The following is a 21,211-nucleotide window of genomic DNA, read 5'->3' on the forward strand; positions in this document are numbered from 1 at the left end:
AACGTATTTCCACGCCAGATTATGAATAATCAAATGCGTTTTCTGGCTGAGGTGGCACGGTGGTTCATCAGTTAATCCTTCGCAAAAAAGATTTTTTTGCCAGCGAACAGCAGGCGGTCGCTGTTGCTGACCGTTATCCGCAGGATGTCTTTGCCGAACATACACATGATTTTTGTGAACTGGTGATCGTCTGGCGCGGTAATGGTCTGCATGTGCTCAACGATCGCCCTTATCGCATTACCCGTGGCGATCTCTTTTATATTCACGCTGATGATAAACACTCCTACGCTTCCGTTAACGATCTGGTGTTGCAGAACATTATTTATTGTCCGGAGCGACTGACGCTTAGTCTTGACTGGCAGGGGGCGATTCCGGGATTTAACGCCAGCGCAGGACAATCACACTGGCGTTTAGGTAGCGTAGGCATGGCACAGGCGCGGCAGGTTATCGGTCAGCTTGAGCACGAAAGCAGTCAGCATGCACCGTTCGCCAACGAGATGGCGGAGTTACTGTTTGGGCAGTTGGTGATGCTTTTGAAGCGTCATCGTTACACCAGTGATTCGTTGCCGCCAACATCCAGCGAAACGTTGCTGGATAAGCTGATTACCCGGCTGGCGGCCAGCCTGAAAAGTCCCTTTGCGCTGGATAAATTTTGTGATGAGGCATCGTGCAGTGAACGCGTCCTGCGTCAGCAATTTCGCCAGCAGACCGGCATGACCATCAATCAATATCTGCGGCAGGTCAGAGTGTGCCATGCGCAATATCTTCTCCAGCATAGCCGCCTGTTAATCAGTGATATCTCGACAGAATGTGGCTTTGAAGACAGCAACTACTTTTCGGTGGTGTTTACCCGGGAAACCGGGATGACGCCCAGCCAGTGGCGTCATCTCTGTTCCCAGAAAGATTAATTCGCCATGCTCATACCAACGATGTTGGCGACGACAATAATCACCACACAGCCGAGGCTCAACACCGTTACCGGACGGCGACCCGCATTGTTCCACTCTTTCAGAACCAGACCGACGATACCGCCGCACAGAACGTAGAAACTCATATGCAGCATCCAACTGATGTAGTCATATTGCGCCGGAATGCGGGCGTGACCCCAGGCATAGAAAAAGAATTGCAGATACCACATCAAACCGCCCAGCGCCGAGAGCAATATGTTGTGAATGATCAGCGGTTTTGCCAGCGAGAAGTCGGCTTTTAGCGACAAATCTTTCACTTTTGCCAGACGAATAAAACAGAAACCGAGGTTAATAATCGCGCCGCCGCCCATGATGACAACATAGCTTGGCAGAGCGACATACAATGGATCAACACCCAACGCGGCAGCCGCTTCATGCATTGGTTTTGCGGCGTTCATCGCAAAGGACATCCCTGCAGAGAAAATGCCGCATATCACCGCCAGTACCAGCCCTTTTTTCAGGTTGAACTCTTCGGCTTTAATGCCCATTTTGCGCTCTTTCAATTGCCCGGCGCGGGTCACAATTCCCACGCCAATCAGCGCTACCAGCACGCCGAGCAACGTCATTCGCCCACCGTCGGTATTAATTAACACATCGAAATTGCCGTTGATAATTGGCGTCATCAGTGTACCGACGATCAACGTAATGCCAATGGCGATACCTATCCCCATCGACATGCCGAGATAACGCATGGTCAGGCCGTAGTTGATATTACCAATCCCCCACATTGCGCCAAACAAAAATACCGGCAGCAAGGTAGAGAGGCTGAACGAGCTATAATATGCCCAGAAATCAGGTAGTAGCATGGCGCTGATAGCCCACGGCAGAATAATCCACGAGACAATTCCACCGACTGACCACATGGTTTCCCATGACCATTTTTTTACTTTTTTGAACGGAGCGTAAAAACAGGCTGCACTGGCCGCGCCGATCAAATGCCAAAAAATCCCCATCGTAATCGCGTTACTCATTTTCTTATCCTCATCATTTTTCGTCGCGTCACATCTCCGACGAGATGAGTGTAAAAATCGTGCTGTCGATTAACCTTTCGCCTGTTGCCGCCGTTGCCGATTTACTGGCAATCACGGCATTAAGTGGGTGATTTGGCTCACATCTCTGGCATTTTCCTGCAAAACCATATCCTTACGAAAAGTACGGCATTGATAATCATTTTCAATATCATTTAATTAACTATAATGAACCAACTGCTTACGCGGCATTAACAATCGGCCGCCCGACAATACTGGAGATGAATATGAGCTACACCCTGCCATCCCTGCCGTATGCTTACGATGCCCTGGAACCGCACTTCGATAAGCAGACCATGGAAATCCACCACACCAAACACCATCAGGCCTACGTCAACAACGCTAACGCGGCGCTGGAAAGCCTGCCAGAATTTGCCAACCTGCCGGTTGAAGAGCTGATCACTAAGCTGGATCAACTGCCAGCAGACAAGAAAACCGTTTTGCGCAACAACGCAGGCGGCCATGCTAACCACAGCCTGTTCTGGAAAGGCCTGAAAAAAGGCACCACCCTGCAGGGCGATCTGAAAGCGGCTATCGAACGTGATTTCGGTTCCGTTGATAACTTCAAAGCAGAATTTGAGAAAGCGGCAGCTTCCCGCTTTGGTTCCGGCTGGGCATGGCTGGTGCTGAAAGGCGATAAACTGGCGGTGGTTTCTACTGCTAACCAGGACTCCCCGCTGATGGGCGAAGCTATCTCTGGCGCTTCCGGCTTCCCTGTTCTGGGTCTGGATGTGTGGGAACACGCTTACTACCTGAAATTCCAGAACCGCCGTCCGGACTACATTAAAGAGTTCTGGAACGTGGTGAACTGGGACGAAGCAGCGGCACGTTTCGCCGCGAAAAAATAATCGCATATTGCCTGCTGCAATGAGGCGTTAACGCCATTTGCCAGCATAAAAAACAAACCATCGTAGATAGCGGTGGTTTTTTTGTGATCAATTTCAAAATAAAAACAATGATCCTATAAAAATAAAACAACGTTTCAATTTGTGTGGTTTTGATCACTTTTATTGCTCTGTTGAATGTCTATCTTCGTTTCCATCAACACTGATGCACCGTGAAGGACGTATGCATCAGCCTATAAAAATATGCCGATAGGTGATGAAAATGCAGATAAAACGCACGATAGAAAAAATCCCAGGGGGGATGATGCTCATCCCGTTGTTCCTTGGCGCACTGTGTCACACCTTCTCGCCAGGGGCGGGAAAATACTTTGGCTCATTCACTAACGGGATGATTACCGGCACGGTGCCGATTCTGGCGGTGTGGTTTTTCTGCATGGGGGCGTCGATCAAATTAAGCGCGACGGGAACGGTGTTGCGTAAATCCGGCACGTTGGTGGTAACCAAAATTGCTGTTGCATGGGTGGTTGCGGCAATTGCCTCGCGCATTATTCCCGAACATGGCGTTGAAGTCGGATTCTTTGCCGGACTTTCAACGCTGGCGCTGGTGGCGGCAATGGATATGACCAACGGCGGGCTTTACGCTTCGATCATGCAACAGTATGGCACCAAAGAAGAGGCCGGAGCGTTTGTGTTGATGTCGCTGGAGTCCGGGCCGCTCATGACGATGATTATTCTGGGAACCGCCGGAATTGCCTCGTTCGAACCGCATGTTTTTGTCGGTGCGGTATTACCGTTCCTCGTAGGCTTTGCGTTAGGGAATCTTGACCCTGAGTTGCGAGAATTTTTCAGCAAAGCAGTCCAGACGCTGATCCCGTTCTTTGCCTTTGCATTGGGCAATACCATTGATTTAACCGTGATTGCTCAGACTGGTTTGCTGGGGATCTTGCTGGGTGTGGCGGTGATTGTCGTGACCGGTATTCCATTGATTATTGCTGATAAGTTGATTGGTGGTGGCGATGGTACTGCCGGAATTGCGGCTTCCAGTTCTGCCGGTGCTGCGGTGGCTACGCCGGTACTGATTGCAGAAATGATCCCGGCCTTTAAACCTATGGCTCCAGCAGCAACCTCACTGGTGGCAACGTCGGTGATTGTGACTTCGATTCTGGTGCCGATTTTGACTTCTGTCTGGTCGCGTAAAGTTAAAGCCAGAGTGGCGAAGATCGAAATATTAGGTGCGGTGAAATAATCCCCCATCCATTTAAATCAAGGGGCCGGATGGTTTGTCGTCATCCGGCTTCTTGCGTTATCTGACAAAGACCTCGTCAATTGTTCGACATTCACTTTCGCTTAACTCGCCACCCGCATTGCGTGATACTCCAGTGCAATAACCAAACTTACGCGATACCACCGTCTTGATAGTAGTGACAAAATCCTCACCAATGGCGTAGATGGACATATAAGTGCCAATCTGTTGCTGAATCTCTTGTAAAGCCGCCAGGTCGCCGCGTTTGAAGGCTTCACGGGCTTCGACAAACAGTTCCGGCATAACGTTGTTCAGGCCGGATATTATCCCCGCGCCACCGGCTAGCAGATTAGGAATGTAATACTCGTCATAGCCCGAAAGTACAGCAAAATCAGAACGAACAGACTGTGTTGCCTGAATCATGCTGCGAGTGTGTGACTGGCAATCGACAGTGTCTTTAATCCCGGCAAAGTGAGGAAATTCACTCGCCAGCGTGGCGACCAGGTCTGGGGTTAAATCACAACCGGTCCGCGCCGGGAAGTTATATGCGAACCATTTTCCCCGTAACTCGCGACCCAGATGGCGGAAATAGCTTAATAATTGCTTCGCCGTCTGGCCGTAGTAGTAAGGCGGCAGGATCATCACTGCATCATAGCCTGTGCGATACGCTTCTTGTGCCATCACCAGTACATCGTGAGTGCAGGTGGAAGAAACGTTAGCGACCATTTTTAATGTGCTCATGGTACGCGCCTCGCGGATAAGCATGAGTCTCTCTTCGAGGGTGAAAGAGGCAAATTCACCAATGCTGCCCATCAGCAATATCACATCAATGTTGGCTTCCGTTAATCGCTGCAGATGTCGCTTCAGCCCGTTAAGATCCACATTACCGTCTTTATCCATTGGCGTAATGGAAGGACACCAGACGCCAGAAAACTGTGTTTGCTCGGTCACGTTGAACACTCCTTATAATGAAATGGCGTTTCAAATTCATCTCATTGATAACATTTCTAAGGCGTCATCATGTGAACCGTGCTCTCATTTTGCGCGCCTGACGTAAAATAAATATGGTCTAATGGGGAAATTTCTCGGTGGAGAGGGAACAGATGCGATATCCAGTTGATGTATACGCAGGCAAGGTTCGGGAATATCCGGAAAGCCGTCCAAGTGCGATTGCGAAAATCCAGGTCGATGGCGAGTTGATGTTGACAGAGCTGGGGCTGGAAGGTGACGAGCAGGCAGAGAAGAAAATTCATGGCGGACCAGACAGAGCGCTGTGTCACTATCCTCGTGAACATTATCTTTATTGGGCGCGGGAATTTCCGGAACAGGCGGATTTGTTTGTTGCGCCTGCGTTTGGTGAAAACCTCTCAACCGACGGTCTGACGGAAAGCAATGTTTATATTGGCGATATTTTCCGCTGGGGCGAGGCTTTGATTCAGGTTACCCAACCGCGGTCACCGTGCTTTAAACTCAATTATCATTTTGACATCAGCGATATGGCGCAGTTGATGCAAAATGCCGGAAAAACTGGCTGGTTATATAGCGTGATTGCGCCGGGGTTGATATCTGCAGATGCGCCGCTGGAGTTGGTTTCCCGCGTCAGTGATGTCACCGTGCAGGAGGCAATAGCCATTGCGTGGCATATGCCGTTTGATGATGAGCAGTATCACCGTTTACTCTCCGCTGCCGGGCTGTCGAAAAGCTGGACGCGGACGATGCAGAAGCGCCGACTTAGCGGCAAGATTGAAGATTTTTCGCGGCGTTTGTGGGGAAAATAAAAAGCGGAGAGTAGGCCTGATAAGACGCAACCAGCGTCGCATCAGGCATCCGCTCAAATGCCGGATGCGGCGTAAACGCCTTATCCGGCTTATAAAAGCTGCCTGCGCGGTGTTTAGCTCCGCTTATACAGCGGCAGCCAAATTACCAGCCGTAAACCGCCCAGCGGACTGTCTTCAGCTTTCACCCAACCACGGTGCTGCTGGATGGCGGTTTCGACAATCGCCAGCCCCAGACCCGTACCGCCAGATTCACGATCGCGCGCTTCATCGGTGCGATAAAACGGACGGAAAATCTGTTCGCGATCTTCCGGGCTAACGCCAGGACCATCGTCATCCACCGTAATGGTGATACCGTCTTTATCTACCGCGAAGCCCACTTCAATCTTCGTATGGGAATAACGCAGGGCATTACGGACAATGTTTTCCAGCGCACTTTCCAGGGCATTTGGGTTGCCGTACAGCGGCCACGGCCCTGGCGGGAAGTTAACGGTAAACGACTTGCCCATCTGCTCCGCTTCGAACGCTGCGTTATCCAGCACTTCGCTCCACAACTGGTTGGCTTTGATGGTCTCGCTTACCAGCGCGTTTTTCTGCTGATTACGTGACATCACCAACAGGTCGTTGATCATGCTGTCCAGACGTTGTGCTTCGGTTTCAATGCGCTCCAGTTCCTTACTTTCGCCACTACGACGGCGCAGTAACGCCGTACCCAGTTGCAGACGCGTCAGCGGCGTGCGCAGCTCGTGAGAGATATCAGAAAGCAGGCGCTGCTGGGAGGTCATCATGCGTTCCAGCGCAGTCACCATCTGGTTAAAACTGGCACCTGCGGCAAGAAATTCTTGTGGCCCCGCTTCCAGTTCCGGGTGCTGACGTAAGTTCCCCTGAGCGACTTCATCGGCAGCGTTTTTCAGCTTGCGCGCCGGTTTTGCCAGACTCCAGGCCAACCACAACAGCAACGGCGTACTGACCAACATGGTGACAATTAACAGTAATAGCGGGCGGTCAAACAGTAAGTTGATGAAATCGGATTGAGAACTGCTGGCCGGGCGAATCAGATAGAGCTGGTAATTATCTTCACCGTCGCGCACAGAGAACGGCCCGACCAGTTCCACGCGACCATACTTTTTCTTCTGCGGGTGATCGGCGTTATCCGCCTGACCAATAAAGTTGCGAATGATCTGCATTTCGCTGCGTTCAGCACCGATCACGCGGCCTTCGGTGGTTACCAGTAATAAACGCTGACCAGGTGGTGCCCATTTATCAATGGCACGGAACAGGCGACGCCACCACATTAAATCGTTGGGGGGATCGTTCGCCAGTTCCGCTTCGACATGCTGCTCAATCATCAGCCCCTGACGCTGTTCGCTATCCAGAAGCTCGGTCATCTGGCGTGAATCGAGCTTGGGTAACATCAAAACCAGCATCAACACCAGCGCCAGCGTCAGCCAGAAGATGGCGAAGATGCGCGCGGTTAAACTGCCTATCATGAAGCAGAAACCATCAGATAGCCGCGACCACGCAACGTTTTAAACCACGGATGCCCGTCTTTGCGATCCGGCAGCTTACGGCGCAGGTTGGAGATGTGCATATCGATAGCACGGTCGAAAGGCGTCAGGCGTTTGCCCAGCACTTCCTGGCTTAAATGCTCGCGAGAAACTACCTGGCCCAGATGCTGCGCCAGCAAATAGAGCAGGGTAAATTCAGTACCGGTTAACTCCAGCGTTTGTCCGTCGAAGCTGGCTTCCTGACGACCTGGATTCAGCACTAACGCATCTACTTCCAGCGTCGGTGAACCGTTGTCGCTATTTTGCTGTTGCTCGCTCCAGTGCGAACGGCGCAGGATCGCGCGAATACGTGCAACCAACTCACGATCATTAAACGGTTTCGGGAGATAGTCATCCGCGCCCAGCTCAAGGCCAAGAACGCGATCAAGTTCACTGCCGCGCGCTGTTAACATAATGACAGGCGTCTGGTGTGTCTGGCGAAGTGCCTTCAATGTATCGATACCATTTTTCTTCGGCATCATCACATCAAGCAAAAGTAAATCAATGCTGTCGTCCAGAAGATCAAGCGCCTGTTCTCCATCATGGGCAACAATCACGTCGAAACCTTCCATCTCGAGCAGTTCCTTTAACAGGGACGTTAGCTCTCGGTCATCATCAACTAACAAGATTTTATTCATTCTTTAATTACCTCCGAGGCAGAAATTACGTCATCAGACGTCGCTAATCCATGACTTTACGTTGTTTTACACCCCCTGACGCATGTTTGCAGCCTGAATCGTAAACTCTCTATCGTTGAATCGCGACAGAAAGATTTTGGGAGCAAATGATGCGCATAGTTACCGTTGCCGTCATGGCCTCAACGCTGGCAGTCAGTTCACTAAGCCACGCTGCTGAAGTCGGTTCAGGCGATAACTGGCATCCGGGCGAAGAACTTGCGCAGCGCAGTACGCAGAGCCATATGTTCGACGGCATAAGTTTAACCGAACATCAGCGTCAGCAGATGCGAGATCTTATGCAACAGGCCCGGCACGAACAGCCTCCTGTTAATGTTAGCGAAGTGGAGACAATGCATCGCCTTGTCACCGCAGAAAATTTTGATGAAAACGCTGTGCGCGCTCAGGCAGAAAAAATGGCGAAAGAGCAGATCGCTCGCCAGGTTGAGATGGCTAAAGTCCGCAACCAAATGTATCACCTGTTAACGCCGGAGCAGCAAGCGGTTTTAAACGAGAAACATCAACAGCGAATGGAGCAGTTGCGCGACGTGACGCAATGGCAAAAAAGTTCATCGTTGAAGCTATTGAGTAGTAGCAACTCACGTTCCCAGTAGTAAACCCTGTTTTCCTTGCCATAGACACCATCCCTGTCTTCCCCCACATGATGTGGGGGTTTTTTTTATCCTCAATTTGCCAGTTGCTTAATGCATTGCAGATGATTTGCTTCCGTTATACTACCGTCAGTTGATAGCGGGAGTATTTATGAATCAATCTTATGGACGGCTGGTCAGCCGGGCGGCGATTGCTGCGACGGCGATGGCTTCGCTGCTATTGCTGATTAAAATTTTTGCATGGTGGTATACCGGTTCGGTGAGTATTCTCGCCGCGCTTGTCGACTCGTTGGTGGATATTGGTGCGTCACTGACCAATTTATTGGTGGTGCGTTATTCGTTGCAACCGGCGGATGACGAACATACTTTTGGTCATGGTAAAGCGGAATCCCTGGCTGCGTTGGCGCAAAGTATGTTTATCTCTGGTTCGGCGTTGTTTTTGTTTTTAACCGGGATCCAACATCTGATTTCACCGACGCCAATGAATGATCCTGGTGTCGGTATTATCGTCACAATTGTCGCGTTAGTTTGCACCATCGTTCTTGTCTCGTTTCAGCGTTGGGTGGTTCGCCGTACACAAAGTCAGGCGGTGCGTGCAGATATGCTCCATTATCAGTCTGATGTTATGATGAACGGCGCGATTTTGCTGGCACTTGCATTATCCTGGTACGGCTGGCATAGCGCAGATGCCCTGTTTGCTTTGGGTATTGGCATCTATATTTTATATAGTGCGTTACGCATGGGGTATGAGGCGGTACAGTCATTGCTGGATCGCGCGTTACCCGATGAGGAGCGGCAGGAAATTATTGATATCGTGACTTCCTGGCCGGGAGTAAGCGGCGCTCACGATCTTCGCACGCGGCAGTCAGGGCCGACTCGCTTTATTCAGATTCATTTGGAAATGGAAGACTCTCTGCCTCTGGTTCAGGCGCATATGGTGGCTGATCAGGTAGAGCAGGCTATTTTACGGCGTTTTCCAGGCTCGGATGTCATTATTCATCAGGACCCTTGTTCCGTCGTGCCCAGGGAAGGTAAACGGTTTGAGCTATCATAATGCTTGCGAAAAGAGAGCCAGACCCGCATTTTGTGTATAAATTACCGCCATTTGGCCTGACCTGAATCAATTCAGCAGGCAGTGGTTGTTATACTATCTGCATATTCGTTTGGTGTTCGATATGCAGAATCGACTTCCGGCAACAGATTTCATTTTGCATTCCAAAGTTCAGAGGTAGTCATGATTAAGAAAATCGGTGTGTTGACAAGTGGCGGTGATGCGCCTGGCATGAACGCAGCAATCCGTGGTGTCGTACGTGCGGCGCTGTCGGAAGGTCTGGAAGTCATGGGGATTTATGACGGCTATCTTGGCCTGTATGAAGACCGTATGGTTCAGCTTGACCGTTACAGTGTGTCTGACATGATCAACCGTGGTGGTACATTCCTCGGTTCTGCGCGCTTCCCTGAATTCCGCGACGAAAACATCCGCGCGGTGGCTATCGAAAACCTGAAAAAACGTGGCATCGATGCGCTGGTTGTTATCGGTGGTGACGGTTCCTACATGGGGGCAATGCGTCTGACCGAAATGGGTTTCCCATGCATTGGTCTGCCGGGCACCATCGACAATGATATCAAAGGTACTGACTACACCATCGGTTTCTTCACTGCACTGAGCACTGTTGTAGAAGCGATCGACCGTCTGCGTGATACATCTTCTTCTCACCAGCGTATTTCAGTGGTGGAAGTAATGGGTCGTTACTGTGGCGACCTGACTCTGGCTGCAGCAATCGCCGGTGGTTGTGAATTTGTTGTTGTACCGGAAGTCGAATTCAGCCGTGAAGATCTGGTAAACGAAATCAAAGCGGGTATTGCGAAAGGTAAGAAACACGCGATTGTGGCGATCACTGAACACATGTGCGATGTCGATGAACTGGCGCATTTCATCGAGAAAGAAACCGGTCGTGAAACTCGTGCAACCGTGCTGGGCCACATCCAGCGTGGTGGTTCTCCGGTGCCTTATGACCGTATTCTGGCTTCCCGTATGGGCGCATATGCGATTGATCTGCTGCTGGCAGGCTACGGTGGTCGTTGCGTAGGTATTCAGAACGAACAACTGGTTCACCATGACATCATCGACGCTATCGAAAACATGAAGCGTCCGTTCAAAGGTGATTGGCTGGACTGCGCGAAAAAACTGTATTAATGATATCGGGAAAAGGCAGATTTCTTTTGCCTGAAACCGATGACAAAAGCAAAAATGCCTGATGCGCTTCGTTTATCAGGCCTATATGAATTCTGCAATTTATTGAATTTGCAAATTTTTGTAGGCCGGATAAGGCGGTTACGCCGCATCCGGCATGAACAAGCGTACATTGTCAGCAATTTGAGGCGGATTCATTCCGCCTTTTTTACTCCCCCATATATACCCTCAAGTTATATCCAATCTTTTTTTATTCTTTAATGTTTGATTCACGTTCTGGCACGCTTTGCTTATCACAACACAACATAAGAGAACCGGGCGATGAACAAGTGGGGCGTAGGGTTTACATTTTTGCTGGCGGCGACCAGCGTTATGGCAAAGGATATTCAGCTTCTTAACGTTTCGTATGATCCTACGCGCGAGTTGTACGAACAATACAACAAAGCGTTCAGTGCCCACTGGAAGCAGCAAACGGGCGATAACGTAGTGATTCGTCAGTCGCACGGCGGCTCAGGTAAACAGGCAACGTCGGTGATTAACGGCATAGATGCTGATGTAGTGACGCTGGCGCTGGCTTACGACGTGGATGCGATTGCTGAACGTGGTCGAATTGATAAAAACTGGATCAAACGTCTGCCAGATAACTCCGCGCCGTACACCTCCACCATTGTCTTCCTGGTGCGCAAGGGTAATCCGAAGCAAATCCATGACTGGAATGACCTGGTTAAGCCCGGTATTTCAGTGATCACGCCTAACCCGAAAAGCTCTGGTGGCGCCCGCTGGAACTACCTGGCAGCGTGGGGATACGCGCTGCATCACAATAATAACGATCAAGCGAAAGCACAGGATTTCGTGCGGTCGTTGTATAAAAACGTTGAAGTTCTGGATTCCGGCGCGCGTGGCTCTACTAATACTTTCGTCGAACGTGGTATTGGTGATGTGCTGATAGCCTGGGAAAACGAAGCACTGCTGGCAACGAATGAATTGGGGAAAGATAAATTCGAAATCGTCACGCCGAGCGAGTCTATTCTCGCGGAACCGACGGTGTCGGTTGTTGATAAAGTGGCGGAGAAAAAAGGCACCAAAGAGATCGCAGAAGCCTACCTGAAATATCTCTATACCCCAGAAGGTCAGGAGATTGCAGCCAAAAACTATTACCGTCCGCGCGATCCGGAGATAGCGAAAAAATATGAAAACGCTTTTCCGAAGCTGAAATTGTTTACCATCGATGAAGAGTTTGGCGGCTGGACGAAGGCGCAAAAAGAGCATTTTTCTAACGGTGGTACGTTCGACCAAATCAGCAAACGTTAATTTTGTTGAAGGTAACCAGGCCCGGAGGCATCTTGCGACCGGGTTTTTTATTTGTCACGATTTTGCGTTACCCTTGCATCTCTTTGAGGTACAGGGAAAAAACGATGAAAAAAACGGTTATTTTCATTTTGGTGATGATAGTTATCGCCGTTGCTGCGGGTTTCGGCTACTGGAAATTTACCGGTGATTCGGAGGTATTACGTAAGATTGTCCTTGAGCAATGTTTGCCCAATCAGCAGCAAAACCAAAACCCTTCGCCATGTGTGGAGGTAAAACCTAATGCCGGGTATGTGGTTTTAAAAGACATTAACGGCCCACTGCAATATCTGTTGATGCCAACGTATCGTATTAACGGTACTGAAAGCCCTTTGTTGACCGATCCTTCAACGCCTAACTTCTTTTGGTTGGCCTGGCAGGCGCGTGATTTTATGAGCCAAAAATACGGTCAGCAGATTCCCGATCGTGCGGTATCTCTGGCGATTAACTCCCGCACCGGGCGCACGCAAAATCATTTTCATATTCATATTTCTTGTATTCGTCCAGATGTACGCGAACAACTGGATAACAATCTGGCGAACATCAGTAGTCGTTGGTTGCCGCTGCCGGGCGGATTACAGGGGCATGAATACCTGGCGCGTCGGGTAACTGAAAGCGAATTAGTACAACGTAGTCCGTTTATGATGTTAGCGGAAGAAGTGCCTGGGGCACGGGAACATATGGGAAGTTACGGGCTGGCGATGGTACGACAGAGTGATAACTCGTTTGTATTGCTGGCGACGCAACGAAATCTCCTGACGCTGAATCGTGCTTCAGCCGAGGAAATTCAGGATCATCAGTGTGAGATTTTGCGTTAAGGCGAGTTAAGTGCCGGATGTGATATCCGGCACCTGTCAGACTTAAGACAGTTTAGCGGCTTCTGCAGCTTTAACGATCACTGCGAAGGCGTCGGCTTTCAGAGAAGCACCGCCAACCAGTGCGCCGTCGATGTCCGGCTGAGCGAACAGTTCGGCGGCGTTAGAGGCGTTTACAGAACCGCCGTACTGGATGATCACTTGTTCAGCGATGTTAGCGTCAACTTTAGCGATGTGATCACGGATGAATTTGTGAACAGCCTGAGCCTGCGCTGGAGTTGCAGATTTGCCAGTACCGATTGCCCATACGGGTTCGTAAGCGATTACTGCACCTTCGAATGCAGCAGCACCCTGAGTTTTCAGCACCGCGTCGATCTGACGTGCGCACACTTCTTCAGTTTTGCCCGCTTCGTTTTCAGCTTCGGTTTCACCGATGCACAGAACCGGAGTCAGACCCTGCTCTTTCAGCACAGCGAATTTTTTCGCGATCAGTTCGTCAGACTCTTTGTGGTAAGTACGACGTTCAGAGTGACCGATGATGATGTACTGTGCGCCGATGTCTTTCAGCATAGCGGCAGAGGTTTCACCGGTGAATGCGCCGGACAGGTTCAGATCCACGTTCTGCGCGCCCAGCATGATGTGGCTGCCTTCAGCTTCACGCTTCGCCATATCGATGTACATTTCCGGTGGTGCGATTGCAACCGCACAGCCAGCAACACCTGCCAGCTCTTTACGCAGGTTAGAAACCAGCTCGTGAACCATGTGGCGGCTGCCGTTCAGTTTCCAGTTACCCATCACTAAAGGATGTCGCATTTTAATTCTCCACGCTTATAAGCGAATAAAGGAAGATGGCCGCCCCGCAGGGCAGCAGGTCTGTGAAACAGTATAGAGATTCATCGGCACAAAGGCTTTGCTTTTTGTCATTTATTCAACCCTTCAAGCGATTCAGATAGCGCCAGCTTAATCGGTTCAACAGCGAAGGTTAGCCCTTTTTCGCCGTTGTCCGCGACAACATAGCGCAATGCGCCTTCTGTCTCGGTGTAATAACGTTTGTTTTTCCCCGCAGTAAGGAGTGATTGCAGCTTTTTTTGGCTCTGTGTTTTGGTCATCAGCGGGGTAAGCGTGCGGATCATTGCCGCCATGTATTCCTGGGCTTTTGCTTTAGCGGCTTTTTGCTCTGGTCCCTGGATTGGTAGCCAGGTAATTTGAATACTTTTGATTTTTAAAGTGCCGCGCTCCAGCGCCGTAGAGGCATACAAGTTCTCGTTAATTTTACTGGCGGCGCGAGTCAGGTTGGCTTTGTCGGGGCTGCTGTCGATGGCGCGAAATTCGTTCAGTGGCAGATTGGGATTCTGGCTGTTAAAGTCTTCTCGAAACTGGCTGATGGAGAGATCGAAAGTGGGGGCACCAGCCAGCAGGTAGGGCGCTGTCGTTGCCGTGCCAGGCGATTGTGCGTGCACCGTTGCACTAACGGATAACACAACAGATAAGAGAAAAAACAGTGAACACCCTGACTTCATCGGCAGTACCTTTTGTTATGACTGGGTTCGATTAAAACGATATCTGTCGCCCTTGTCAAAAGGGTAGAATCCTGGAAAAGACAACCATCAAGGAACTTACATGACCATACAGCAATGGTTATTCTCGTTTAAAGGGCGTATTGGACGCCGTGATTTCTGGATTTGGATTGGCCTCTGGATCGTTGGGATGCTGGTGCTTTTCTCACTGGCAGGTAAAAAATTACTCGATATCCAGACCGCCGCGTTTTGCCTTGTGTGCCTGTTATGGCCGACAGCGGCAGTGACGGTGAAACGGCTGCACGATCGCGGCCGTTCTGGCGCATGGGCATTTTTGATGATTGTAGCGTGGATGCTTCTGGCGGGTAACTGGGCGATTTTACCGGGCGTCTGGCAATGGGCGGTAGGGCGTTTTATTCCGACGTTGATTCTGGTGATGATGCTTATTGATCTTGGCGCATTTGTCGGCACGCAAAGCGCAAATAAATACGGAAAAGACACCCAGGACGTAAAGTATAAGTCCGAGAATAAATCAAGCCATTAGTCCTTAATATATCTCTTATTGCTATTTTTATCCGGGATCGTTATTTCCACGTTGCAAATGACGATGCCCGGAAAATCTTCTTCATTTCCTCATCTTAAGCAATATCAAAAAAAATGGTAATCCATAAGATCATTACTTGTTTGTTCTTCTCTTAACGGCGCATTATTCTTAAGTGGCAATCGACAGAGAGGCGAATATACAGAGGTGCCCTATGAAAGATGTCGTAGATAAATGCAGTACTAAAGGATGTGCGATTGATATCGGTACGGTTATTGATAACGATAACTGTACCAGCAAACTTTCGCGCTTTTTTGCCACCCGCGAAGAAGCAGAGTCCTTTATGACTAAACTGAAAGAGCTTGCTGCTGCCGCATCCTCTGCGGATGAAGGGGCCAGCGTGGCTTATAAGATTAAAGATCTGGAGGGGCAGGTTGAGCTTGATGCGGCCTTCACCTTCTCATGCCAGGCCGAGATGATTATTTTTGAGTTATCACTGCGTTCACTTGGTTAATGGAGTTAAACATGGCTTATAAACACATTGGCGTGGCAATTTCCGGGAATGAAGAAGATGCCTTACTGGTGAACAAAGCCCTGGATCTCGCCAGACATAACAATGCCCACCTGACGTTAATTCATATCGATGATGGCTTAAGCGAGTTGTATCCGGGTATCTACTTTCCGGCAACAGAAGATATTCTTCAACTGTTGAAAGATAAGTCGGATAACAAACTGTATAAACTGACGAAAAATATTCAGTGGCCGAAGACGAAACTGCGCATTGAGCGCGGAGAAATGCCAGAAACACTGCTGGAAATTATGCAAAAAGAGCAGTGCGACCTCCTTGTCTGTGGTCATCACCACTCGTTTATCAACCGTTTGATGCCAGCATATCGCGGAATGATCAATAAGTTGAATGCGGATCTACTCATCGTGCCGTTTATCGATAAGTAACCGCTTACCAGTAATGCTCCGCTGTCATGTGGCCCGGTCGACGACGTAAATGTTTCGTCATCTGCCGGGTCTCTTTCAGCAGTTGCTGCGTATCACGCACCATCTGCGGATTGCCACACAGCATCACATGGCTGGTCTCTTTGTTCATTGGCAGGCCAACCGCATTTTCCAGTTCACCACTTTCAATCAACGCCGGTATCCGGCCGGTAAGTGAACCCGCTACCGTTTCCCGGCTGACCACCGTCTGAATGCGCAGTTTTCCCTCGTAGCGTTTTTCCAGTTCCTGCATAAGAGGCAAATAGCTTAAGTCGGCGGCATAACGTGCGGCGTGAACCAGTACCAGATTTTTGAAGCGATCTAAATCTTTGCCCAATTGTAGAATCGATAAATAGGGGCCAATCGCCGTACCGGTCGCCAGCATCCAAAGTGTTTCGCAATCCGGCACTTCATCCAGCACAAAGAACCCTGCCGCCTCGCTAACGACCTGCACTTCGTCACCCGGTTTTAGCGCCGCCAGTCGCGGGCTTAATTTGCCATCGGGGACGGTGACCAGATAAAACTCCAGATCGGGATTGTCGGGCGAGTTCACATAGGAGTAGGCACGCTGAACGCGTTCGCCATCAATTTCAAGGCCAAGTTTGGTGAATTGCCCGGCGGTAAACGGAAGCACGGGAGCGTGAACGGTGAGACTAAACAGGGCGTCGGTCCAGTTCTGCACTTTAGTGACTTTGCCTGTTACCCAATCAGCCATGTTTCTCTCCTGTTTTGATTGACTTGCCTTATCTTCGTTCTCCGAACAAAAAAATTCCAGTCCCGAAGGACTGGAAGGCTCAATCGATCAAATCGATCAGAGAATATGCACCTGCATTTCCGGGTCTTTACGATCCAGATAATGAATCGACTGAATGCGACGAATGGTACGTGACTTACCACGGATCAGCAGCGTTTCAGTGGTGGCAATATTGCCTTTGCGGCTAATCCCTTCCAGCAGATCGCCTTTGGTGATGCCGGTGGCAGAGAAGATGACGTTATCGCTACGCGCCATATCGCCCAGACGCAGCACTTTACCGGCTTCAATACCCATTGCTTTGCAGCGTGCCAGTTCCTGTTCGCCAATGCGGCGATTTTCCAGGTTATCACCTTTGACATCATGGCGTGCCAGCAGACGGCCGTTCATATCGCCATCTAATGCACGGATCACCGCCGCAGAAACCACACCTTCTGGCGCACCGCCAATGCCGTACAGCACATCAACTTCGCTATCCGGCATACAGGTAAGAATGGAGGCGGCGACGTCGCCATCCGGAATAGCAAACACGCGCACGCCGAGTTGTTGCATTTCTGCGATAACCGCGTCGTGGCGTGGTTTCGCCAGAATCGTTACCGTCAGTTCGCTTAACGGTTTGCCGAGTGCCGTTGCAACATTGCGCAGGTTATCCGCCAGCGGCAGATTCAGGTCGATGACGCCTTTGGCACCAGGTCCGACGATCAACTTCTCCATATACATATCCGGTGCATTGAGGAAGCAGCCTTTATCGCCTACAGCCAGCACTGCCAGCGCATTAGCCTGGCCCATCGCTGTCATTCGCGTACCTTCAATCGGATCAACAGCAATATCCACCGCATCGCCGCGACCAGTACCGACTTTTTCACCAATGTAGAGCATCGGCGCTTCGTCGATTTCACCTTCACCAATGACGATGGTGCCGTCAATGTTGACCTGGTTGAGCATGATACGCATGGCATTTACTGCCGCACCGTCAGCGGTATTTTTATCGCCGCGTCCTAACCATTTGTAGCCAGCCAGCGCCGCAGATTCAGTGACGCGGGAAAATTCGATGGCAAGTTCTCGTCTCATAGCAAACTCTAAGCAGTAAGGAATGGCGCGAAGTGTAGCACAGGGGAGGGGGCGGATTATTGATGTGTGCGGGGATTGCCCCCGCACGGAGCCATAGTCTGCGACATGCCGGATGCGGCGTGAACGCCTTATCCGGCCTACACAAAATGGCATCGGTTCGTAGGCCTGATAAGACGCGTCAGCGTCGCATCAGGCAATCAGCATCAGGCAATCGGTCAGATGCCTGACATTACTCCTCGTGTTCTTCCCACGCCATCGCACGTTTAACCGCTTTTTTCCAGCCTGCGTAACGGTAATTACGCTCGGTAGTTTCGATGCCTGGACGGAACTCGCGTTCAATCACCGCTTTCTCTTGCAGTTCGTCGAGATTTTGCCAGAAGCCAACCGCCAGACCGGCGAGATACGCCGCACCTAAGGCGGTAACTTCGCGAACTTCCGGACGCTCAACGCGAGTGCCAAGAATGTCCGACTGGAACTGCATCAGGAAGTTATTCGCCACCGCGCCGCCGTCCACGCGCAGGGCGTGCAGGCGAATACCGGAGTCAGCCTGCATTGCTTCCAGCACATCGCGCGTCTGATAGGCAATGGATTCCAGTGTCGCGCGGATAATGTGATTAGCGTTCACGCCACGAGTCAAACCGAAAATCGCCCCGCGCGCATACGGATCCCAGTACGGCGCGCCCAAGCCGGTAAAGGCCGGAACGACATATACACCGTTGGTGTTTTGTACTTTGGTCGCAAAATATTCGGAATCGTCGGCGTCGCTAATCAACTTCATTTCATCACGCAGCCACTGAATGGATGCCCCCGCCATAAACACCGCACCTTCCAGCGCATAGTTCACTTCCCCGCCTGGGCCACAGGCGATGGTGGTCAGCAGGCCGTTTTCTGATTTCACCGCTTTATCGCCGGTGTTCATCAGCATAAAGCAGCCGGTGCCGTAGGTATTCTTCGCCATCCCTTCTTTCACGCACAACTGACCGAATAGCGCCGCCTGCTGATCACCCGCGATCCCAGCGATCGGAATACGAGTGCCGCCTTTGCCGCCAATGTTGGTCTGGCCGTACACTTCAGAAGAGCGACGCACTTCTGGCAGCATCTCGCGCGGGATATCCAGCGCGTCGAGCATTTTGTCGTCCCAGTCCAGAGTATGGATGTTGAATAACATGGTACGGGATGCGTTGGTGTAATCGGTCACGTGAACGCGGCCCTGAGTCATTTTCCAGATAAGCCAGGTATCAACCGTACCGAACAGCAACTCGCCACGACGTGCACGCTCGCGAGAGCCTTCCACATGGTCAAGGATCCACTTCACTTTGGTGCCGGAGAAGTATGGGTCAATGACCAGACCGGTGTTATTACGAATGTACTCTTCCATGCCATCGCGCTTGAGATGCTCGCAGATCTCGGCGGTACGACGGCACTGCCAGACGATGGCGTTATAGATCGGTTTGCCGGTTTCTTTTTCCCAGACGATAGTGGTTTCACGCTGGTTAGTAATACCAATAGCTGCAATTTGATCGGAACTGATATCGGCTTTCGCCAGCACTTCCACCAGCGTGGAGCTTTGGGTGGCCCAGATTTCCATTGGGTCGTGTTCTACCCAGCCTGGTTTTGGGTAGATTTGCTCAAATTCGCGCTGCGACACGCTAATGATATTGGCATCGTGATCCATTACGACCGCGCGGGAGCTGGTGGTGCCCTGGTCGAGCGCAACGATATATTTTTTTTCAGTCATGTTTAATTGTCCCGTAGTCATATTACAGCGAAGCTTTTTGTTCTGAAGGAGTTGTGGTCTCCTTTTCTTCCACAACACAGATATCGCAAGGCAAATGGCGACCAATCAGTTTGCGGTAGGCAAATGCACCTACAATCGCGCCAACGATAGGGCCAAAAAGCGGCACCAGGAAGTAAGGAATGTCTCTGCCGCCGGTAAAGGCGACATTGCCCCAGCCCGCCAGCCAGGCAAAGACTTTCGGACCGAAGTCACGCGCTGGGTTCATGGCAAAACCCGTCAATGGGCCCATAGATGCGCCAATGACCGCAATCAGTAGACCAATCAGCAAGGGAGCCAAAGGGCCGCGTGGTACACCGTTGCCATCGTCCGTTAACGCCAGGATCAGCCCCATCAGAATAGCGGTAATCACCATCTCAACTGCGAAAGCCTGCACAAAATTGATATGAGGATTAGGGTAAGTAGAGAAAGTGCCTGCCAGATCAACACTTTCGATGCTGCCGCGAACAATGTGATGGGTCTGCTCGAAGTCGAGGAATAAGTTGTAGTAAAGCCCGTAAACTAATGCCGCAGCGCAGAAAGCACCGGCAACTTGTGAAACGATAAAAGGAATAACTTTGCGCTTGTCGAAACAGGCAAACAGCCACAATGCAATGGTAACAGCGGGATTAAGATGCGCGCCGGAAACCCCTGCGGTCAGGTAGATGGCCATTGCCACCCCCAGTCCCCAAATGACACTGATTTCCCACTGACCAAAAGACGCACCAGCGACTTTTAGTGCTGCAACGCAACCCACACCGAAAAAAATCAACAACCCGGTACCGAGGAATTCAGCAATGCACTGGCCTTTCAAGGTTGATGTTTGACTCATAATCGGATCCTGAAGAGTTAATGTTTGTTGTATGCGTGAAAGTCACGGACCTCCACGATGCTTGTAGGCATGCTGTAAACTTATCGTTAACGAGCAAAAACGAGAAATATCGAACTTAAAATGTGTGTGCTTCGTCATAAAATGAGCGTTATCGCGCCATTTATTCCATCTGATTGTACATGATGCATGTTTGTTAGATCATTCGCGCAACAAATTTATTAACATTTTCGATTGGTGTGGATTATGTCACCAGGAGAAGGATGAAAAGTGTGGCAAACCGTAATCTGCAAGGCGTGCCGCTGGACAGCGATGGCGCGGCTTCATACAATCGGAGCTAACTAAAGTGCGCTCGTATTTATTAAGGCGTCACCGATAATCGGGACGAGGATTTTTATCCATCAACGCCTTGCAATTCAGGAGAGGTATGACAATGTCATTAGAAGTGTTTGAGAAACTGGAAGCAAAAGTACAGCAGGCGATTGATACCATCACTCTGTTGCAGATGGAAATCGAAGAGCTGAAAGAAAAAAACAACTCACTGTCGCAGGAAGTTCAAAATGCCCAGCATCAGCGCGAAGAGCTGGAGCGTGAGAACAACCATCTGAAAGAACAGCAGAACGGCTGGCAGGAACGTCTGCAGGCCCTGCTGGGTCGTATGGAAGAGGTTTAATCTCTTCCACGCAGAGGC

General features: G+C 50.5%; 23 protein-coding genes. 13 read left to right on the forward strand and 10 right to left on the reverse strand.

Annotation, left to right across the window (positions count from 1 at the left end):
• Nucleotides 1–59 precede the first annotated feature (59 nt).
• Nucleotides 60–908, forward strand: a complete 849-nt coding sequence (gene rhaR / locus C7B16_RS11805) for an HTH-type transcriptional activator RhaR (RefSeq protein WP_001517486.1) — start codon at nt 60–62, stop codon at nt 906–908.
• Here the strand turns inward: rhaR and rhaT are convergent.
• The gene (rhaT, locus tag C7B16_RS11810; RefSeq protein ID WP_107179738.1) at nt 905–1,939 is read right to left on the reverse strand and encodes an L-rhamnose/proton symporter RhaT; all 1,035 of its coding nucleotides are present in this window, start codon (nt 1,937–1,939) and stop codon (nt 905–907) included. The genes rhaR and rhaT overlap by 4 nt on opposite strands.
• Before the next feature lie 284 nt (nt 1,940–2,223).
• On the opposite strand from rhaT, the gene sodA reads away from it, so the two are divergent.
• Nucleotides 2,224–2,844: a superoxide dismutase [Mn] gene (sodA, locus tag C7B16_RS11815; RefSeq protein WP_010350891.1), complete on the forward strand. Its 621-nt coding sequence runs from the start codon at nt 2,224–2,226 to the stop codon at nt 2,842–2,844.
• A gap of 259 nt (nt 2,845–3,103) precedes the next feature.
• Entirely contained in the window at nt 3,104–4,087 is a 984-nt protein-coding gene (kdgT, locus tag C7B16_RS11825; protein WP_010376485.1) for a 2-keto-3-deoxygluconate transporter, read from the forward strand.
• Between the two features lie 57 nt (nt 4,088–4,144).
• Here the strand turns inward: kdgT and C7B16_RS11830 are convergent, their stop codons facing one another.
• Entirely contained in the window at nt 4,145–5,035 is an 891-nt protein-coding gene (locus C7B16_RS11830; protein WP_000139749.1) for a dihydrodipicolinate synthase family protein, read from the reverse strand.
• Nucleotides 5,036–5,187: 152 nt separating this feature from the next.
• Between C7B16_RS11830 and yiiM the strand changes: the two genes are divergently transcribed.
• Nucleotides 5,188–5,862 (forward strand): 6-hydroxyaminopurine reductase, encoded by a 675-nt coding sequence (yiiM, locus tag C7B16_RS11835; RefSeq protein ID WP_001270231.1) that lies wholly within the window; start codon nt 5,188–5,190, stop codon nt 5,860–5,862.
• A gap of 113 nt (nt 5,863–5,975) precedes the next feature.
• On the opposite strand, the gene cpxA is transcribed toward yiiM, so the two are convergent.
• Both cpxA and cpxR read right to left on the reverse strand, forming a co-directional pair.
• Nucleotides 5,976–7,349, reverse strand: coding sequence for an envelope stress sensor histidine kinase CpxA (cpxA, locus tag C7B16_RS11840; RefSeq protein WP_000580416.1), 1,374 nt, complete (start codon nt 7,347–7,349; stop codon nt 5,976–5,978).
• A complete protein-coding gene (gene cpxR / locus C7B16_RS11845; RefSeq protein ID WP_001033718.1) occupies nt 7,346–8,044 on the reverse strand; it encodes an envelope stress response regulator transcription factor CpxR in 699 nt (232 codons plus the stop codon). The genes cpxA and cpxR overlap by 4 nt, the downstream gene beginning before the upstream one ends.
• A gap of 149 nt (nt 8,045–8,193) precedes the next feature.
• Between cpxR and cpxP the strand changes: the two genes are divergently transcribed.
• The 5 genes from cpxP (at nt 8,194) to cdh (ending at nt 13,050) form a co-directional block, all read left to right on the forward strand.
• Entirely contained in the window at nt 8,194–8,694 is a 501-nt protein-coding gene (gene cpxP, locus C7B16_RS11850; protein WP_001517491.1) for a cell-envelope stress modulator CpxP, read from the forward strand.
• A gap of 148 nt (nt 8,695–8,842) precedes the next feature.
• On the forward strand, nt 8,843–9,745 hold the full coding sequence (fieF, locus tag C7B16_RS11855) for a CDF family cation-efflux transporter FieF (protein WP_001076732.1): 903 nt from the start codon (nt 8,843–8,845) through the stop codon (nt 9,743–9,745).
• A gap of 180 nt (nt 9,746–9,925) precedes the next feature.
• On the forward strand, nt 9,926–10,888 hold the full coding sequence (gene pfkA / locus C7B16_RS11860) for a 6-phosphofructokinase (protein WP_001517511.1): 963 nt from the start codon (nt 9,926–9,928) through the stop codon (nt 10,886–10,888).
• 318 nt (nt 10,889–11,206) lie between these two features.
• Nucleotides 11,207–12,196: a sulfate/thiosulfate ABC transporter substrate-binding protein Sbp gene (gene sbp, locus C7B16_RS11865; protein WP_016249376.1), complete on the forward strand. Its 990-nt coding sequence runs from the start codon at nt 11,207–11,209 to the stop codon at nt 12,194–12,196.
• A 104-nt stretch (nt 12,197–12,300) separates the two neighbouring features.
• A complete protein-coding gene (gene cdh / locus C7B16_RS11870; RefSeq protein WP_010376556.1) occupies nt 12,301–13,050 on the forward strand; it encodes a CDP-diacylglycerol diphosphatase in 750 nt (249 codons plus the stop codon).
• 42 nt (nt 13,051–13,092) lie between these two features.
• Here the strand turns inward: cdh and tpiA are convergent, their stop codons facing one another.
• Nucleotides 13,093–13,860 carry a triose-phosphate isomerase gene (tpiA, locus tag C7B16_RS11875; RefSeq protein ID WP_107179740.1) on the reverse strand — a complete coding sequence of 256 codons (768 nt, stop codon included), beginning with the start codon at nt 13,858–13,860 and terminating at the stop codon, nt 13,093–13,095.
• A gap of 107 nt (nt 13,861–13,967) precedes the next feature.
• Nucleotides 13,968–14,567, reverse strand: coding sequence for a YiiQ family protein (locus C7B16_RS11880; protein ID WP_000834907.1), 600 nt, complete (start codon nt 14,565–14,567; stop codon nt 13,968–13,970).
• 100 nt (nt 14,568–14,667) lie between these two features.
• On the opposite strand from C7B16_RS11880, the gene C7B16_RS11885 reads away from it, so the two are divergent.
• From C7B16_RS11885 to uspD, 3 genes are all read left to right on the forward strand, one after another.
• Nucleotides 14,668–15,108: a DUF805 domain-containing protein gene (locus C7B16_RS11885; RefSeq protein ID WP_000155271.1), complete on the forward strand. Its 441-nt coding sequence runs from the start codon at nt 14,668–14,670 to the stop codon at nt 15,106–15,108.
• Nucleotides 15,109–15,319: 211 nt separating this feature from the next.
• Nucleotides 15,320–15,619, forward strand: a complete 300-nt coding sequence (locus C7B16_RS11890; protein ID WP_000655993.1) for a DUF406 domain-containing protein — start codon at nt 15,320–15,322, stop codon at nt 15,617–15,619.
• Between the two features lie 11 nt (nt 15,620–15,630).
• Complete coding sequence (gene uspD, locus C7B16_RS11895) at nt 15,631–16,059, forward strand: universal stress protein UspD (RefSeq protein ID WP_107179741.1); 429 nt, start codon at nt 15,631–15,633, stop codon at nt 16,057–16,059.
• 4 nt (nt 16,060–16,063) lie between these two features.
• Here uspD and fpr read toward each other — a convergent pair whose 3' ends face one another.
• The 4 genes from fpr to glpF form a co-directional block, all read right to left on the reverse strand.
• A complete protein-coding gene (gene fpr, locus C7B16_RS11900) occupies nt 16,064–16,810 on the reverse strand; it encodes a ferredoxin--NADP(+) reductase (RefSeq protein WP_000796325.1) in 747 nt (248 codons plus the stop codon).
• A 96-nt stretch (nt 16,811–16,906) separates the two neighbouring features.
• Nucleotides 16,907–17,917, reverse strand: coding sequence for a class II fructose-bisphosphatase (gene glpX / locus C7B16_RS11905; RefSeq protein WP_001250656.1), 1,011 nt, complete (start codon nt 17,915–17,917; stop codon nt 16,907–16,909).
• Between the two features lie 229 nt (nt 17,918–18,146).
• On the reverse strand, nt 18,147–19,655 hold the full coding sequence (gene glpK / locus C7B16_RS11910) for a glycerol kinase GlpK (RefSeq protein ID WP_001517514.1): 1,509 nt from the start codon (nt 19,653–19,655) through the stop codon (nt 18,147–18,149).
• A 22-nt stretch (nt 19,656–19,677) separates the two neighbouring features.
• A complete protein-coding gene (glpF, locus tag C7B16_RS11915) occupies nt 19,678–20,523 on the reverse strand; it encodes a glycerol uptake facilitator protein GlpF (protein ID WP_107179742.1) in 846 nt (281 codons plus the stop codon).
• A gap of 424 nt (nt 20,524–20,947) precedes the next feature.
• Between glpF and zapB the strand changes: the two genes are divergently transcribed.
• Nucleotides 20,948–21,193 carry a septal ring assembly protein ZapB gene (gene zapB / locus C7B16_RS11920; protein WP_001296623.1) on the forward strand — a complete coding sequence of 82 codons (246 nt, stop codon included), beginning with the start codon at nt 20,948–20,950 and terminating at the stop codon, nt 21,191–21,193.
• Nucleotides 21,194–21,211 lie beyond the last annotated feature (18 nt).

Source organism: Escherichia sp. 20412-1 (genome assembly GCF_003027595.1).
Lineage (GTDB): Bacteria > Pseudomonadota > Gammaproteobacteria > Enterobacterales > Enterobacteriaceae > Escherichia > Escherichia marmotae.